Source organism: Stenotrophomonas sp. BR163 (assembly GCF_047520985.2).
GTDB classification, from domain to species: Bacteria; Pseudomonadota; Gammaproteobacteria; order Xanthomonadales; family Xanthomonadaceae; genus Stenotrophomonas; species Stenotrophomonas sepilia.
This window is the reverse complement of the sequence record NZ_JAXBRE020000003.1, coordinates 67,496-84,677: the sequence shown is the minus strand read 5'-3', so window position 1 is coordinate 84,677 and position 17,182 is coordinate 67,496. Positions and strand designations below refer to the sequence as shown.

7 protein-coding genes are annotated in these 17,182 nt (G+C 69.1%); 3 read left to right on the top strand and 4 right to left on the bottom strand.

Annotated features, from left to right (window positions below; genetic code table 11):
* Positions 1 to 5: 5 nt before the first annotated feature.
* A complete protein-coding gene (locus ACM0PY_RS02810; RefSeq protein ID WP_414609338.1) occupies positions 6 to 12,389 on the top strand; it encodes a putative filamentous hemagglutinin family protein in 12,384 nt (4,127 codons plus the stop codon).
* A 548-nt stretch (positions 12,390 to 12,937) separates the two neighbouring features.
* On the opposite strand, the gene ACM0PY_RS02805 is transcribed toward ACM0PY_RS02810, so the two are convergent.
* Genes ACM0PY_RS02805 through gspH form a run of 3 tightly spaced genes read right to left on the bottom strand, consistent with a single transcriptional unit; the run spans position 12,938 to position 14,354 of the window.
* Positions 12,938 to 13,552: a prepilin-type N-terminal cleavage/methylation domain-containing protein gene (locus ACM0PY_RS02805; protein ID WP_138952202.1), complete on the bottom strand. Its 615-nt coding sequence runs from the start codon at positions 13,550 to 13,552 to the stop codon at positions 12,938 to 12,940.
* Positions 13,549 to 13,911, bottom strand: a complete 363-nt coding sequence (gene gspI, locus ACM0PY_RS02800) for a type II secretion system minor pseudopilin GspI (protein WP_180884247.1) — start codon at positions 13,909 to 13,911, stop codon at positions 13,549 to 13,551. Before gspI ends, ACM0PY_RS02805 begins: the two co-directional genes overlap by 4 nt.
* Positions 13,908 to 14,354, bottom strand: coding sequence for a type II secretion system minor pseudopilin GspH (gene gspH / locus ACM0PY_RS02795; protein WP_111200554.1), 447 nt, complete (start codon positions 14,352 to 14,354; stop codon positions 13,908 to 13,910). The genes gspI and gspH overlap by 4 nt, the downstream gene beginning before the upstream one ends.
* 103 nt (positions 14,355 to 14,457) lie before the next feature.
* On the opposite strand from gspH, the gene ACM0PY_RS02790 reads away from it, so the two are divergent.
* Complete coding sequence (locus ACM0PY_RS02790) at positions 14,458 to 14,919, top strand: general secretion pathway protein (RefSeq protein WP_180884249.1); 462 nt, start codon at positions 14,458 to 14,460, stop codon at positions 14,917 to 14,919.
* Positions 14,920 to 15,009: 90 nt separating this feature from the next.
* Here ACM0PY_RS02790 and ACM0PY_RS02785 read toward each other — a convergent pair whose 3' ends face one another.
* A complete protein-coding gene (locus ACM0PY_RS02785) occupies positions 15,010 to 15,345 on the bottom strand; it encodes a hypothetical protein (RefSeq protein WP_005416765.1) in 336 nt (111 codons plus the stop codon).
* Between the two features lie 201 nt (positions 15,346 to 15,546).
* On the opposite strand from ACM0PY_RS02785, the gene ACM0PY_RS02780 reads away from it, so the two are divergent.
* Positions 15,547 to 17,163, top strand: a complete 1,617-nt coding sequence (locus ACM0PY_RS02780) for a ShlB/FhaC/HecB family hemolysin secretion/activation protein (protein WP_180884251.1) — start codon at positions 15,547 to 15,549, stop codon at positions 17,161 to 17,163.
* Positions 17,164 to 17,182: the final 19 nt, after the last annotated feature.

The window sequence follows — 17,182 nt, the reverse complement described above, 5'->3', positions numbered from 1 at the left end:
TTCCGATGTCGCACCCGCTCCCGTCCGTTGTTCGTCCGGCCGCGTTGATGCGCCGCAATCATCCGATGGCGTGGGCCATCGCAGTCGCACTGGGGAGCATGGTGGCCCCGGCCAGCCAGGCGCAGCAGGCGTTCAGTCCGGGCTGGTTCGCCGAACGGGGCGCGGCCCAGGGCAGCGCGGCACAGAGTGGCCGCATGCCCAACGGCGTGCCGATCCAGTTCCAGTTACCGGCCCAGCAGCAGGATGCAGCACGGCAGAAGCTGCAGCAGTCGATCGACAATCTTGGCACGGCGGCGCAGGCGATCGCCCTGCAGCAGCGCCTGCAGGAACAGGCGCGGCAGGCGCGCCGCGAAGCTGGCTTCATCGTTGCCGATGGCCTCGGCAAGGACGGCCTGAGCGTCGACCAGAACCCGCTGACCCGTGGCTGGCTCAACGCGCGCGAGGCGATCCAGTCGCAGGGCAGCGACGGGCGGGTGCAGGTCACGGTCGAGCAGACCGCGGACAAGGCGATCCTGAACTGGGACACCTTCAACATCGGCGGCAACACCACGCTGAACTTCCTGCAGCACCCTGACTGGGCAGTACTGAACCGCGTCAACGATCCGCAGGCGCGGCCGAGCCAGATCCTGGGCCAGCTGAAGGCCAATGGCACGGTGTTCGTGGCCAACCGCAACGGCGTGGTGTTCGGCAACAACAGCCAGGTCAACGTACGCAATCTGCTGGCGGCTGCAGCGCGGATCAGCGATGCGCAGTTCCGCGACAATGGCCTGTACAGCCCCGACGCCAGCAGCAGCGCGCTCAGCGATGCATTCGGCAAGGTGACGGTGGAGCAGGGTGCCCGCATCGCGACCCATGAGCCGACCAGTGCGACGCGCGGCGGTGGCTACGTGCTGCTGGCCGGGCACAGCGTGGAGAATGCTGGCCATATCGAGGCGCGCAAGGGCCAGGTGCAGCTCGCTGCGGGTGACAGTTTCGTGATCCGGCGTGGCGTGGGTACGGCCACCAACACCAGCTCCACCACCCGGGGCAATGAGATCGCGCCGCGCTTCATCGCTGGCAGCACGGCTGGCGGCGTGCGCAACACCGGCCTGCTGCGCGCGCTTGAGGGTGACGTGACCCTGGCCGGGCGCAGCGTCGAGCAGGCCGGTGTGGCCGTGGCCAGCACCGCGCTCGCACAGCGCGGCACCGTGCATCTTCTGGCCTCGGCCAGTGATGCCGGCAGCAGCGTCACGCTCGCCGATGGCGCCACTACGGCGGTGCTGATCGAGGACGATGGCAAGGCCACGGTGCTGGATACGCAGCGCGACAGCCTCATCAAGGAGTCGGCAGAGCAGGACGCGATCCGCGCTGGCGCGCGCTCGGCAACCTTCGACAATCTGTCCCAGCACAATGATCGCCGGGACCAGTCGCGGGTGGAGATCGTCTCGGGTGGCAACATTCATTTCAGCAGGGATTCGCTGACGGTCGCCACGGGCGGCCAGATCATCGCCGATGCGGCGGCCCGCAGCTACGTGGACGACGCCGCGCGCGTGGACGTGTCCGGCGCAGTGGGCGTGCGGGTGTCGATGGAGAGCAACAATGTCCAGGTCAAGGTGCAGGGCAACGAACTGCGCGATGCCCTGGACAACCGCGACAGCGGCAAGCTGACCAGCAGTGAAGTCTGGGTCGACCGCCGCAGGCTGGTCCACGTTCCGGCCGGTACCGGGGGCTACGAGGGGGAGCGCTGGTACGCTGCTGGCGGCCTGCTGGAAGTGGGTGGCTACCTCGACAACCAGGGGCACTCGATCGGCGAATGGGCCGCGCAGGGAGGCACCGTCCTGCTGGGCGGCAGGGAAGTGATCACGAACGGTGGCTCACGCATCAACCTTGCCGGCGGCAGCCTGGATGTGCAGAGCGGCGTGGTCCGGCAGAGCTGGGTGCGCGGCGTCGACGGCCAGGTCTACCGCCTTGATGAGGCGCCGGCGGAGATGCTGTTCGATGGCCTGTACAGCGGCCATGAAGTGAAGCAGGAACGCTGGGGCATCACCGAGACCTTCCGTGATCCGATCGTATTCGCGGCGCAGCGTGTCGACAACGGGTACACGGTCGGCCGCGATGCAGGACGGCTGATCGTCTCCGCACCGACCGCGGTGCTGGATGGGAAGGTTGAGACGGCCACCTTCCAGGGCGCGCAGCAGAACCGCAGGCCGGAGGCCGCGCTGGAGGGCTATGCGCAGGCGCAGACGGCGGTGGCGCGCAATGCGCAGCTGTACCTGGGGCGCTACGACGGCCAGGGCCGCAGCGGTGTGTTCGGCTCGGATGTGCGCCTGGATGACAAGGCGCCGACGAAGGCGGCGTGGTCGCTGCTGGCTCCGGTCGACGAGGAGCGGCGTGACACCGTGTGGCTGGATATCGCAGCGCTGAGTGCCCAGCAGTGGGGACGGATCGACCTGGCGACCGCCGGTCGCATCCGCGTCGACGGCAGCCTTCGGCTTCAGGCAGGCGGACAGCTCAACCTGACCGGCAGCGAGGTGGAACTGGCAGGCGACATCGGCATTGCTGGCGGCCAGCTGTCGGCGGGCAACCTGCTGGATGTCCAGGGCCGGCCGACGGCGCTGCTGCACGATGGCCGCGCCCGCACCGCCATTGCCGACGGCACGCGGATCGATCTCTCCGGTGAATGGAGCAACGCGTCACTGGCGATGCCGCTCGAGGCCAGCGGTGCCTGGACGGATGGCGGCCACCTGAGCCTGAGCAACAGTCATGACGTGGTCGTGGGCGCCGAGGCAACGGTGGACGTCGAGGCCGGCGGCGCGCTGGACCTGCGCGGCAAGGGCCGCATCGGCAGAGGGGGCAGCGTCAGCCTGCAGGCCAACAGCAGCACGGTTACGACCGACGGCAGTGGCCGGGTGCAGCTGGGCGAGGGGAGCCGGTTCAGTGGCCGAGGACAGGGCAGCGGTTCCTTCTCGCTGGGAACCGGTGGCCGGGTTCGGATGGGTGATGCGGACCCGGCGGGCGCGTCGCTGCGACTGGATACCGGCCTGTTCGGCAGTGGCTTCGCGCAATACGACATCAATGGCCACCAAGGCGTGCAGGTGGCCGACGGCGCGCGGCTGGTCGCTGCCCTGCCGGGCCTGCGCATGACCCAGGACGCCCAGACGGCAACGGATCGGGCGTCCGCACTGGCGGCATGGGATGCGCCGCTGTACAGCGCCGATCCGTCGAACGGGCGCGTCAGCCAGCGCGCCGGTGCGAGCATCAGCCTGCGTTCGGACCGAAACGGCATGGGCGGTGACCTGCGGGTCGGCAAGGATGCACTGGTGGCGGTCGATCCAGGGCAGACGATCTCGCTGCTGGGTGCAGGCAACATCGATGTTGAAGGCACACTGCGTGCGAAGGGCGGCCGCATCGTGGTCGACGATGTGCGTCCGCAGAATGCGCTGTACGCCGGGCAGCGCACCGAACGCAGCTGGCGTTTCGCCGAAGGCGCGCTGCTGGATGCCGATGCGGACGCGATCTCGCTGCCCGATGCCAGCGGCCGCCTGCGCGGGCAGGTGCCCGCGGGTGGACGCATCGAGATCGGCGGAGCGCTGGACTGGGAGACCGCAGCATTCGTCGACAACCGACCACCGGAAGCCTTCGTGGTGGTCGAACGCGGTGCGCGCCTGCAGGCGCGGGGTGCGTCGGCCGAGCTGGATATCGACGGCCAGGGCCGTGTACGCGTGGACAGCGACGGCGGGCAGATCGTGCTGCGCTCGGCCAATGCGCTGTATCTGGAGGGCGGGATGGACGCGGCCGCCGGTGGTGCCGGCGCACGCGGCGGCACGCTTGGGCTGGCCTTCGGCGGCAGCATCCATGCACGTGGCGCCAGCGAGGAGGTACTGCGCGCACGTGCGATCACCCTCAGCCAGCACAGCGCACCGATGCAGCCACTGCCGGACGCATTGGAGTACGGCCACGCCGCGTTGTCGGTCGAGCAGCTGCAGGCGGGCGGCTTCGACAACCTGTCCGTGTTCGGTGACATCCGCGCCGTTGGCGATGTCGACCTGCGCCTGGCCCAGAGCCTGCGCATCCATGGCCAGAGCACTTCGAGCCTGGGCATGGCCGTGGATGCCGGGCCGTCGTCGGCGCTGCGGCTGAGTGCGCCCTACGTTCGCCTGGCGCAGGCGCGCTGGGGCCAGCTGGCGGGTGAGAACCTGCAGGGTACCGTGGCGGTCGCTTCGGCCGGGCCGGACGATCACGCGCTGGCGGTGCAGGCCGCGCTGATCGACATCCGCGACGTCACCTGGCTGCCCGGGTTCGACCACGTGGCGCTGGAAAGCCGCACTGACGTGCGCCTGACCAACGGCATTGCCAGCACTGGCAACACCAGCGCGTTGATGACGGCCGGTTCGATGGACGTGACCGCCGCCCGCCTGTACCCCACCGCAGGCGCGGTCGGCACGCTGGTGGCCGGCGCTTCGGCGCAGACCGTGCAGACCGCTGATTACTGGGCCGATCCAGCTGCCGTTCTGCGAATCCATGGCACAGGTGCGGCCACGCAGCCGGCGCCGGAATCGGCGCTGGGCACGCTTCGCCTGGTGGCTGCCACGGTGCAGCAGGGCGGCAACGTGCAGGCGCCGATGGGCACGCTGCAGCTGGGCGGCCTGATCCAGAACGGAACCATCGGCAGCCGGGTGGAACTGCTGCCAGGCAGCGTTACCTCCACCAGCGGTGCCGGCCTGTCGCTGCCCTATGGTGGCACCGTCGATGGTGTCGACTGGCGGGTAGGCACGCGCAGCCTGAGCTCGCTGACGCCGGCCGGCATCTCCTCGATGGGGGTGACCCTGAAGGCCAACGCGATCGAGGTGGCGCCGGGGGCACTGCTGGACATGTCCGGCGGTGGTGAGTTGACCGGTGCCGCCTTCGTGTCCGGGCGCGGCGGCTCCGTCGACGTGCTGCGCACGGCGTTGGCCGACGCCAATCCGCGCTACGCGTTCAGTGCGTCGGGCAACCCGGTGTATGCGATCGTACCGGGACGCGCCGAGGCGTTCGCCCCCAGCGGCGAAGAAGGATTCTCAGCTCCGGCGGTGGGCCAGCAGATCACCGTGCCGGCTGGCGTGCCCGGCCTGGCGGCCGGCACCTACACGCTGATGCCCGCAAGCTATGCGCTGCAGCCCGGTGCATTCCGGGTGGAGCTGGGCGCTACCGGCACCTCCGGCATCGTGCAACCGATTGCGACCGGCACCGGCACCTGGCGTGTGTCCGGGCAGCAGCGCACGGCGCTGGGCGCGGCAATCTCGCCGTTGCTCACCGACATCCTGCTGACGCCCGCCGCAGTGGTACGCCGGCACTCGGGCTACAACGAAACCTCTTACAACAGCTTCGCGCAGTCGGTGGCCGACCGCCGCGGCGAGTCGCGTGGCTGGCAGACCATCGATGCGCTCGGGTTGACCCTAGCGCTGGGCGAAGGTGCAGGTCGTGCAGACACGCCTGCCATCCGCTTTGCCGGCACCGCGCGGTTCGGCGCCGCCACCGACAAGGGCCGCGGCGGCACGCTGGCAGCCACGTTGGCGAGCCCGGCGGTTGGTTCACTGGAGATCGTTGACGGTAGCGCGCAATCGCAGGCGCGTGATCGCGGCGCCACCTTCAGCGACGACGCGCTCAATGCCTTCCTGCCGGCGCGGATGATGATCGGCGGGCAGTTCAGCCAGGAGGCCTCGCAGGTGGCGGTGACCGGCCAGGCGCGCAGTGTGGCGGTGCGTTCCGGTGTCACCCTGAACGCACCGGAGGTGCTGGTGGCAGCGGCCTCCGGTGGCAGCGGCGTGCTGGTCGAGGCCGGTGCGACCCTCGATACACTGCCGTTCGCCACCGCCAACGCGGGTGCCAGCGCGACGCTGCCTTACCAGGTCTCCGGCGGCCTGCTGGCGGTGTCCAACCAGCGCCTGAACCTGATCACCGGCACCACGGGCGTGGAGGCCGGTCCGGTGGCGATTGACATCGGGGGGTGCCAGGCGGCGTGCGACGGCCAGGCCCGGCTGGTTTCCGATGGCAGCATCGCGGTAGCGACCGATGGCACGCTGCAGATGCGCGACTCGGTCAGCTATGGCACCCGTCAGCTCGGCCTGAGCATGGCGGCGCTGAACCTCGGCAGTGCCGAAGCGATCGCACAGGCCGCAGCGGCAGGGGCGCTGCCCAGTTGCATGACCATGAACCAGTCCGTGCTGCAGCAACTGCTGCGCGGCAATGACGCCACCGGCGCGCCGGCGCTGGACACGCTGAGCCTGGTCGCGCGGGAGTCTGTCAACGTGTTCGGCAGCGTCGACCTGGACGCGCGCGACAGTGCCACCGGCCGCAGTGGCCTGCAGACGCTTGTGCTGGGTGCGCAGGCCATCCGCGGCTACGGCGCGGCGACCGACCGTGCGCGCATCCTGGTGGACACGCTGGTCTGGGACGGCGCATTGGCGGCGAGCCAGGCGGCGGGCAGTGACGCGACGGTGCCGCCGGCCGATCCGATGGTGGACCGGCTCGGCGCCGGGCAGCTGGACATCGTCACCCGCCAGCTGCAGCTGGGGCGGGCGCCATTCAGCCGTCCCAGCTCTGAAGTACCTGCGAACCGGCAGGTGCTCGGATTCGGTGCGCTGAACCTGAGGGCTTCGGAGCAGCTGTCGTTCTCCGCGCAGGGCACGCTGGACGTGTTCCAGCAGCGCGGCGACTATCTGGCCGACAAGGGCTGGCAGTACAGCGGAGGCAGCCTGGGTATCGATACCCCGCTGTTGACCGCCGATCCCGCCGCGCAGCTGCGCGTGCGCACTGGCGGCGACTTCCGCCTGCGGGGGGGCACCGGCAAGGCGGGGGGCGATACACTGGGCAGTGAGCTGAGCATCGACGCCAACCGGATCGCGCTGGACAGCACGATCGCGCTGGCGTCAGGACGGCTGTCTGCGAACGCGCGTGAGGGCATCACGCTTGGCGGCCGGGCGGCGCTGGACTTGGCCGGGCGCAAGGTCCCGCTGTACGACGTGGACAAGTTCAGCTGGGGCGGTGATGTCCTGCTGTCCAGCGACACGGGTGACATCCGCGCCGATGCGGCCTCCCGCATCGATGTTTCCGCCCGCAACAACCGCGGCGGGCGCCTGACGGTCACCGCAATGGCAGGCCAAGCCGATCTGGCCGGTGTTCTGCAGGGTGCCGCCAGTGGCCGCTACGATGCCGGCGGCACGCTGGTGTCCTACGACGATGGTGAACTTGTGGTGCGGGCACGCCAGCTGCAGGACTTCACCGGCCTCAACCAGCGATTGACCGCCGGCGGTGTCGTCGGCGGCCGCAGCTTCCAGATTGGTGAAGGCGATCTGCGGATCGGCGACGAAGTGAAGGCGCGCCGGGTCGACATCAGTGTCGACGCGGGCAGCCTGACCGTGGCCGGCCGCATCGATGCCAGCGGCGAGCAGGTCGGCAGCATCCGCCTGTACGCCCGCGACCAGCTGCAGGTGGATGGCACGCTGGACGCGCACGGCACCGGCCTGCGCGTGGACAGCCATGGCAAGATCATCGACAGTCCGAACCGGGCCACCATCACGCTGGGCAGCGCCGAGGGCGCCGTGGGTCTGGGCAGCGCGGCGCACCTGGACCTGCGTGCCGGCAGCGACGTTGCCGTCGGCGACGGCCCTGGACAGAACGACGGCATGGCGCGGGGCTCGCTGAAGATCGATGTGCCGCGGGTGGGCAGCAACGACGCGGCGATTGCCGCGGCCAATGGCCTGCGCATCGATGGCGCGGCCGACATCCAGCTCAATGGCGTCCGCCGTTACGACGATGCGCCCCTGGCCAGCACCGCTGATGTGCGCGGCAACCGCGCGCAGCTGGTGACCCAGCAGTGGCTGGACCAGGTGGTCGATCCGCACAGCGTGGCATGGATCGATGGTGCGCTGGGCAACCCGGACCTGCAGCAGCGCACGCACGCGCTGGGTGACGTCCGCCTTCGTCCCGGCGTGCAGGTGGTGGCGCGGCGCAGCGAAGCCAACCCGGACGGCGACCTGACCATTGCCGGCGACATCGATCTGTCTGGCTATCGCTACGGGCCCGAAGCCAACCGCGCCGATCCATCGCGGCGTGGCTTCGGCGAATCGGCCTCGCTGGTGCTGCGGGCCGAAGGCAACATCAACGTCTACGGCAGCATCAACGATGGCTTCGCACCGCCGCCGTCCACGCCGGATGAGGGGGGCTGGCAGCTGTATGAGGGTCGCAATGGCAGCGCCGGGCACACCCCCTTCGGCAGCGGTCTGGTGGTGCCGGTGGACGGAGTGAAGCTGCAGCCCGGCACCGAGTTCCAGGCCGGCACCCGCCTGAACTATGACGTGCCGGTCGAATCGGTAACGCTTCCGGTTGGTACCGTGCTGCCCGCGCCGATGGTGATCTCGCAGACCCTGCGCCTGCCAGCGGGCACGGTGCTGGGCGCAGCGGTGACCACCGACTCCGGGCAGACGCTGGCCGCGGGCACCGTGCTGCAGGAGCCGCTGGTGCTGGCGGCAGGTGCGCGGCTGGGAGCCGGCTTCCGCCTGCGCAGTGCGGTACAGGTGGCGGCACAGGAGTGGCCCGCCGGCGCGGTGCTGCCGGTTGCGCTGCGCCTGGCACGGGAAGTCGCGCTCAAGGTGGGCGCGTACATTCCCTCGTTGACCAAGGTGGAGCTGCCCGGCGACGCGCCGGTGAATCTGAGGCCGGCCGATGCCAACGGCAACCAGGGGCGCAACTGGGCGCTGGCGCCGATGCTGGCCGAGGGCACCACCTCCTGGGACCTGACCGTGGTTGCCGGTGCCGATGCCGGGGCGGCCGATCCACGCAGCCGGCGCTGGGGCAGCGAAGGCAGCGTGGTGCTGGCCGATACCCACCAGGGCTTGATCGGTACGGTCAAGACCGAGATCATCTGGGTGGGTGATCGTGCGTTGACCGAGCGGGCATCGTTGGACTGGATCGGCGACACGTCCTATGCGGGCCGCCCGATCGCAGAGCTGGCTGACATGTTCGGCTTCACCGAAGATGAGTTCTGCGCGATGTCGGCCGACTACTGCGGCCCGGCACCCCGCCAGGTGGCCGCGCAGGGCTCGCTGGATTACTGGGGTGACGAGTCCTACGTGGGCACCCCTGCGAAGGACTTCGCCGCGATGTTCGGCATGACCGAAGACGAGTTCTGCAGTACCGCGCCCACCTACTGCGCCGGCGGCGGCACGCAGACCGAAGTGACCACCTACGGCAAGCGCGCGGGCACGCCGGCGTGGAGCGTGCTGCGCACCGGCAAGGGGGACATGGAACTGCTCGCTGCCGGTGACGTCGTGATGAAGTCAGGCTTCGGTGTCTACACTGCAGGCACTCCCACCGCGCTGGGTGGGGGCCGCGACGCTGCCTTCAATTCTCCCCGCGCAGCGGCTCCCTGGAACACCGCACTGCTGGGGCCGAACCTGGTGCCGGGCAGCTATGACGCAGCGATCGCAGGCTACCAGGCCTGGTATCCCGATCATGGTGGCAACCTGCGGGTCGAAGCCGGGCGCGATATCGTCGGCGACGCCTGGACCGCGCGCGCGGAGTCGGGCACCAGCGAGCGCGACTGGGCGCTGTACTCCAGTGCCGCAGTCGGCAATTGGCTGTGGCGGCAGGGAACCGGCAGCACCAGCGGCGTGGAGCCGGTGTCGACCAGCTGGTGGGTGAACTTTGGCACCTACACCAACGTGTCCGCTGCCGCTGGCGCCTCTCCGCGGATGGTCGGCTTCACCGGCTTCGGCACCTTGGGTGGCGGCGACCTGACGCTTGAGGCCGGGCGCAATGCCGGCGTCCGCGATCCGATGGGCGACGCGCTGGGCTCGCTGAGCGCACCGCGCTCGGGCGCGATCATCGCGGCGGTGGGATCGACCGGCCGGGTCAGCAATGGCCAGCTGCACCTGACCGGTGGCGGCGACCTGCGGTTGCGCATCGGTGGCGCGCTGAATCCGAATCTGCAGGCGACGATCTCCAGCCTCAATCCCTCCAGGGCGGGACAGAATCTCGACCTCAACGGTACCTTCAGCAATCTGCGTGGCAGCCTGCAGCTCGATGCCGGGCGCATCGGTGCAATGGGCGTCACCCTGGAAAACTACGCGACGCTGCGTCAGCAGCGCGCCGCAGACCTGTTTGCGCCCGACGCCGCCCGCGCAATGGGCGGACCGGTGCTGGTGCTGGGCGATGCGGTCGCGCAGCTGCAGGCACGGGGCGATGTGGTGCTTGGCGGGGTCGCCGATGCAGGCCGGGTTCCGCTGGCCAACTACAGCGCGGTGCTGCAGGATGATGGCGCGCGCGCTGCAGGCAGCACGTGGTTCTCCCTGTGGACCGCCAGCACGGCCGTGGATCTGTTCAGTGCCGGTGGTGACCTCGCGCCAGGCCTCGCCGGGCCGGATAACGTGACCGGCAGCAATCTGTGGCGCGAGCAGGTCCAGCTTGATGTGCGTGGCGGTGATGATCTGCTGAATTACTGGCTCTATCCTTCGCGCTTCAGCGCCATTGCTGCGCAGGGCGACATCAAGCTGGACCGGATCAGCGCCACGCCGGGGACGCAGGATGTGATCCTGCTGGCACCCTCGGCAACGGGACGGTTGGACGTCCTGGCCGGGGGCAGCATCTTCGCCCAACGTGGCGCGACCCAGATCGCGCGCTCGGGCGCGGATGCGCGGCTGCCGGGACCCTTCGACCCCGCATTCCTGGCCCAGCAGGGGGATTCCGGCGGCAATGTGACCCGCTCGCGGCACAACCTGTCGGTCGACGGCAACATTGCATCGCCGGACGCGTCGCTTCCGCTGTTTGCGTTCGGTCCGAATACTCCGCTGTCCACCGTGTCTGCGGCGCTGGCGCCGAGCCGCTTCTACGCGGTGCAGGGCGACATCATCGGTCTGGCCACCGGCGCCCGGCGCACGCTGAATCCCAACGTGGGGCAGCGCACCCAGCTGAACTGGTTCGAGGCCGCCGGCGCCGTGCAACTGCGGGCAGGCCGGGACATCCTCGGGGTGTCGATGACCGCGTTGAACACCGCGCCCACCGACATCACGGTGGCAGCGGCGGGCCGCGACGTCGTGCATCTGAACGCGACCGTCGCCGGCCCCGGCAACACCGAGATCAGTGCCGGCCGCCAGCTGCGCCAGGAGGATGCGGGCAGCATCGTCAGCCTCGGTGGCATCGTGCAGGGCGACACCCGTCCCGGCGCCAGCATCGCGCTGACGGCCGGCAACCAGCAGATCGATTTCGCGGCCCTGCGTGCCCGCTATCTGGACCCCGTCAACCTTGCCGATCCCGCGCAATCGCTTGCGTCGCAGCCGGGCAAGGCAGTCAAGGTCTACGACCAGGAACTGAAGCAGTGGCTGCAGCAGCGCTTCGGCGTGGCTGCCGACGGCGACGGGGCGCTGGCTGCCTTCGATGCGCTGCCGCAGGAACAGCAGCACATCTTCCTGCGCCAGATCTATTACGCCGAGCTGCGCGAAGGTGGACGGGAATATACCGATGCAGAAGGACCCCGCTTCGGCTCCTACCTGCGTGGGCGAGAGGCCATCGCTACGCTGATGCCAGACAAGGCTGCGACCGGCGCGACGATCGACCGTACCGGCGACATCGTGATGTACGGCGGCTCCGGCGTGCGCACCGAGGCGGGCGGCAACATCGAGCTGATGGCACCGGGTGGGCAGATCGTGATCGGTGTGCAGGGCGTGGTGCCCCCGGCCAGTGCCGGACTGGTGACCCAAGGGCAGGGCGATATCCGGCTGTTCAGCCAGGACAGCGTGCTGCTGGGCCTGTCGCGGGTGATGACCACGTTCGGCGGCGACATCCTGGCGTGGTCGGAGCAGGGTGACATCAATGCCGGTCGTGGTTCGCGCACGACCCTGCTGTACACGCCACCGCGCCGCGTCTATGACGGTTGGGGCAATGTGATCCTGTCGCCGCAGGCCCCGGCCAGCGGTGCTGGCATCGCGACCTTGAACCCCATCGCCGAAGTGCCGCCGGGCGACGTCGATCTGATCGCACCGCTGGGCACCATCGATGCGGGCGAGGCCGGTATACGCGTCTCCGGCAACATCAATCTGGCCGCGCTGCAGGTGCTCAACGCGGCCAACATCCAGGTACAGGGCGAGAGCAAGGGCCTGCCGGTGCTGGCATCGGTCAACGTCAATGCGCTGGCCGCGGCCAGTGCGGCAGCCAACAGCGCCAGCCAGGCGGCACAGGACGTGATGCGCAAGAGCCAGGACGACGCACGGCGCAACCAGCCGTCGGTGATCAGCGTGCAGATCCTGGGCTTCGGCAGCGGTACCAGCAGCGTAGCGCCGCCGGCGCGCGGCACTACCGCCAACAGCGGCTACGACGCCGACAGCGCATTCCAGTTCCCGCAGGCCAGCCGCGACGACGGCACGCAGCGCCGGTAGGTGCCGACCCTGGTCGGCACGATCGCGGCCGGCAGTAGATCCACGCCATGCGTGGATGGGACTGACCAGGAAGAACGGACAGCATCGGGCCAGCCGCCAGGGAACGGTGGCGGCCCCAGCCAGGACGGCACGGAGGGCAGGGAGCGGCCATCGGCGGTGAGGACCACCGAAGCGGCGCCGCCGGGCGCAGGAAGGCACCCGGCGGCAGGCTCGGCAGTAGATCCACGCCATGCGTGGATGGCTGGGCCAGCATCAGTGCCGACCAACGGTCGGCACCCACCAGGGCAGGCCGGGCAGTAGAAGCCGCTCGGCAGTAGATCCACGCCATGCGTGGATGGCTGGGCCAGCATCAGTGCCGACCAAGGTCGGCACCCACCAAAGCAGGCCGGGCAGTAGAAGCCGCTCGGCAGTAGATCCACGCCATGCGTGGATGGTTGGGCCAGCATCAGTGCCGACCAACGGTCGGCACCCACCAGGGCAGGCCGGGCAGTAGAAGCCGCTCGGCAGTAGATCCACGCCATGCGTGGATGCTTTGCCTGGGAGGAATCCTAAAGCTCCAGCACCCGCCGGTAGCTCAGCGACCCGCGCCCATCGCGCAGGCCCAACCGCAGTTCCAGCCCGGTGGCCGGCAGCACCTCGCCTTCGCTCGGCAACAGCGCCCACCCAGCGCCCGGCTGCCAGGCGCGTACCTCGAACCGCTGCACATCCCTGGCCACCGCAATGCCTTTCGACGGCTCAGGCGCGGGCAGGGGGTATCGATCCGTCGCCGCGCCACTGGCCCGCCACAGCGTATTGCCCTGCCGCCACCAGCGCACCCGCTGCCACCGTAGTCCATCACTGCCGACACTGCGGGTGATCTCCAGCGCGAAGCTGCCATCCGGGTGCCGTTCGCTTACCAGGGACGGAGGCAGCAGCCGCTGCGGTTGATCGGCCGGACGCACTGCACCATTCATCAGCGCGTCGTCGGCACGCATCTCGATATCGCGCTGGAACTGCTGCAGGATGCGCAGCGCCGTCGTGGTTTCGGCATCGGCCCGGCGCAGGCGCTGGTCGCTGCTGGCCACGCTGTCCAGCGCACGCCAGCAGATCAGCGCCAGCACACCCATGATGGTGATCGCGATCATCACTTCGATCAGGGTGAAGCCACGCGCGACCCGCTTCATTGCATGGTGGTCCATGGCAGCTGCATCCGCGCCAGGGACTGCTGCGGTGCATCTTCGGCCACCACGCTCAGTTCCAGTTGCGGCTGGTTGTCGCTGCCGGTGCCGAGATGTTGCAGCACCAGGAACGTGCTGCGCCCCTGCACGCAGCGCTGCCGTGCATCCTGCGGCGGCTGCCCAGCCAGGCGCAGCTCCTGCCAGCGGTCCTGCGCGCACATCAGTGCCAGCCGACGGTCGCGCAGGCGCGACTGATCGTCGGTAGCCACCGCCACCGAACGCATCACCGCCGCCAGTGCAATTGAAACGATCGCCAATGCGATCAGCACTTCGATCAGGGTGAACCCGTGCCTGTTCCGCTTCACTGCACGACCTGCAACTGTCCGCTGCCATCATCACGAAGACGCAGCTGGCGGCCCTGCAACGACAGCGTCACCTCCCACGCCACGCCAATCCATTCGGGGCTCAGCTCAATCGGCGTGCTCGGCTGCACCACGATGCCCGCCGGTTGCCATTGCTGCTGACGCAGCAGGTCGTCGCGCTGAACGTCCACCCAGCGGCTGCCTTCGCGGCGGCTGAAGCGGTAGCCGGCGGCGTCGGCCTGCCAGCGCAGGGGGCGGCCATCGATACGCGCCTCGTCGCGCGCCACCTGCAGTCGCTGCGCCAACCGTTCGGCTTCCTGTCGCAGCTGCCGGCCCGGGTCGAGCAGGCTGCCCAGGCCCAGCCCGATGCCCGCCGTGCAGATACCGATGATCACCAGCACCACCATCAGTTCCAGCAGGGTGAAACCACGCGGCATGCGCTGCATCGACGTTGCCTCCTGTGCTGGCCGATGCCTCCCAGCCTAGACCCGCATGATGAAACAAAAGCGTCAGCCACAGCTGCTAGCGTGGGCAGGGACGAACGTGGCGATGGTGCGGAACATGGATGGCAGGCGCTGGGATCGCAATCGCATACTGACCCTGCTGGCGGCGACGCTGCTGCTGGCCGTGGTGGCCTACTGGGGCGTCACTCTGTCTGCGGTAGCGCCCGTGGCGGCCGCCAGCGAAGCGCATGCCGATGCGCCGGCAAGGCCGATGTTCGATGCGGTGGCAAGCCTGCCGCTGGTGCGACTGTTGTCCCCCGGCGCAGTGCAGACCGAGGTGGTGGTGCTGGGCGTGATGGCTGGCGACCACGCACCGCTTGCGCTGCTTTCGGTGGATGGGCGTCCGGCCGAAGCCTACGCGCCGGGCCAGCGGTTGGGGCCCTGCACGGTGCTGGCCAGCATCAGTGCCACTACGGTGGAGCTGAACCAGGCAGGGCAGTCGCGCAGCCTAGCGGTGCCCACGCTGCCACCGGTGCCGAGCGATGGCATCGTGCCGGCTGCCCTGTAGAGCCGAGCCTGCGCTCGGCTGTTTCAGCTTGGCCTCGCCGACGGATACAAAGACAGCCGAGCATGGGCTCGGCGCTACAAAGGCGCAGACTCAGCGCGCAGGTCGCTGCGGCACCACCGAGCGACCGAACGCATCGCCCATGCGCTGCCGCGTGCCTTCCAGGTTGTACTGCATCAGCTGGTTGCCGGGCTGCTGCATCAGGCGTTCGGCTTCGGGGAGCGCCGCCGACTTCGCCGGCCTTGTCGCAGGCGCCAGCTTGCGTTGCAGGCAGTCCCAGGCCGGAATCCGCTCGCCGTTGACCAGTACTTCGATGCAGGGCGCAGCTTCTTCCTGCTTCTTCGACTCGTCGGCGCGACCCGATGGCAGCGCCAGCAGCAGGGCGAGGGCGAGGGCGGCGCGCAGGTCCGGCATCAACGATTCACACATCTCGAATCTCCCGCAGCAATCGATGTCCTGCAATGAAGACGGGTGGCCAAGGCAGGGTCCGCCTGCGTGCGTTGCGGCGCTTTGAAAAGATGACAGTGCTGTCACAAAACTGTTGGCGGCTTTGACGCGATGTACACGTCCTGTTGGTAGATCCACGCGCCGCTCCCTGGCCCCTCCCTTCGATACGACGCGATGCCTTCGATGAATCCTGTTCCGTGCCGAGCCGTTCGCCTTCCGCTGCGCCTGCATCCGCTGGTGCTGGCCCTGGCCGCGATGCCGCTGCCGCTGTTCGCGCAGGAGGCAGCACCCGCGCCCAGCGTGAACATCAACGAATACGTCGTGCGCGGCAACACGGTGCTCGATCCGCGGCAGATTGAACGTGCGGTGGAACCGTTCCTCGGCCCGGGCAAGACCCTGGCCGATGTCGAGAAGGCGCGCGATGCGGTCCACGCGCTCTACCAGCAGGCCGGCTACCAGTCGGTCTACGTCGAGTTGCCCGAGCAGCAGGTCAGCGGTGGCGTGGTGCTGCTGAAGGTGCAGCAGACGCCGATCGGCCAGCTGCGGGTGGTCGGTACCCGCCACGAATCGCCCGAACGCATCCGCGAACGCGTGCCGGCGCTCGCCGAGGGCAAGGTGCCCGATTTCGATCAGGCGCAGAAGGAACTGACCGCGCTCAATGAAGGCGGACGTCGCCAGGTGATGCCCTTGGTGCGCGAAGGCCAGGTGCCGGGCACGATGGATGTGGACCTGCAGGTCGAGGAGAAGTCGCCGTGGCGCGCCAGTGCGGCGCTCAACAACGACCACAGTGCCGACACCGAGAAGCTGCGCCTGAGTGCGTCGCTGGCCTACGACAACCTGTGGAAGCGTGGGCACAGCGCCAACATCGGCGTGTACCTGGCGCCGGAAGACACGAAACAGGCCAAGGTGTTGTCGGCCTCGTACACGATTCCGTTCGAAGGGACGCCGTGGAGCCTGGAAGCGTCCGGCTACAGATCCGACAGCCGCGTGTTGAATGCAGGTGGGCAGGTCGGTACCGGCACCGGCACCAATGTGATCGGCAACGGTCATTCGATCGGCCTCAAGCTCAACTACCGCCTGCCGGGCAGCAGCCAGTGGTGGCGCCAGCTCAGCCTTGGTGTGGATTTCAAGGACACCGAGGAAGACACCCAGATGGGCAAGGACAGCCTGAAGACGCCGCTGAAGTACGCGCCTATCACGCTGGCCTTCGTGGGCGTGCGCCAGGGCGAGCAGGATCAGCTGAGCATCAATACCCAGCTGGTGGCCGGCACCCGCCGCCTGTTCGGCTACGGCAGCGACGCCACTGCCTTCGGCCAGAAGCGCTATTGGGCCGATCCGAGCTTCGTGGCCTTCAAGGCCGACGTGGCCAACACCCACACCTTCGGCAACGACTGGCAGTGGTACGCACGTGGCTCGCTGCAGGTGACCGACGCGCCGCTGGTGTCGGCCGAGCAGTTTGCCGCCGGTGGCATGTACACCGTGCGCGGCTATCTGTCGGCCGAGGCGATCGGCGACTACGGCGGCCTAGCCAGCCTGGAATGGCGCACCCCGGCGTGGTCGCTGTGGCGCGGCACCGACCTGCGTGTCTACAGCTTTGCCGACGCAGCCTACCTGCGCCTGCGCCAGCCGCTGCCCGAACAGCGTGACAAGTACAACCTGGCCTCGGTCGGCCTGGGCGCGCAGCTGCGCCTGGGTGAACACCTGCAACTGCGCCTGGACTACGCCTGGCCGTATGCCGATGGCCCGGTCACGCGCAAGGACGACCCGCGCCTGCATTTCAACATCAGCACCAGTTACTGACCCTTCCCTTGAACATGCG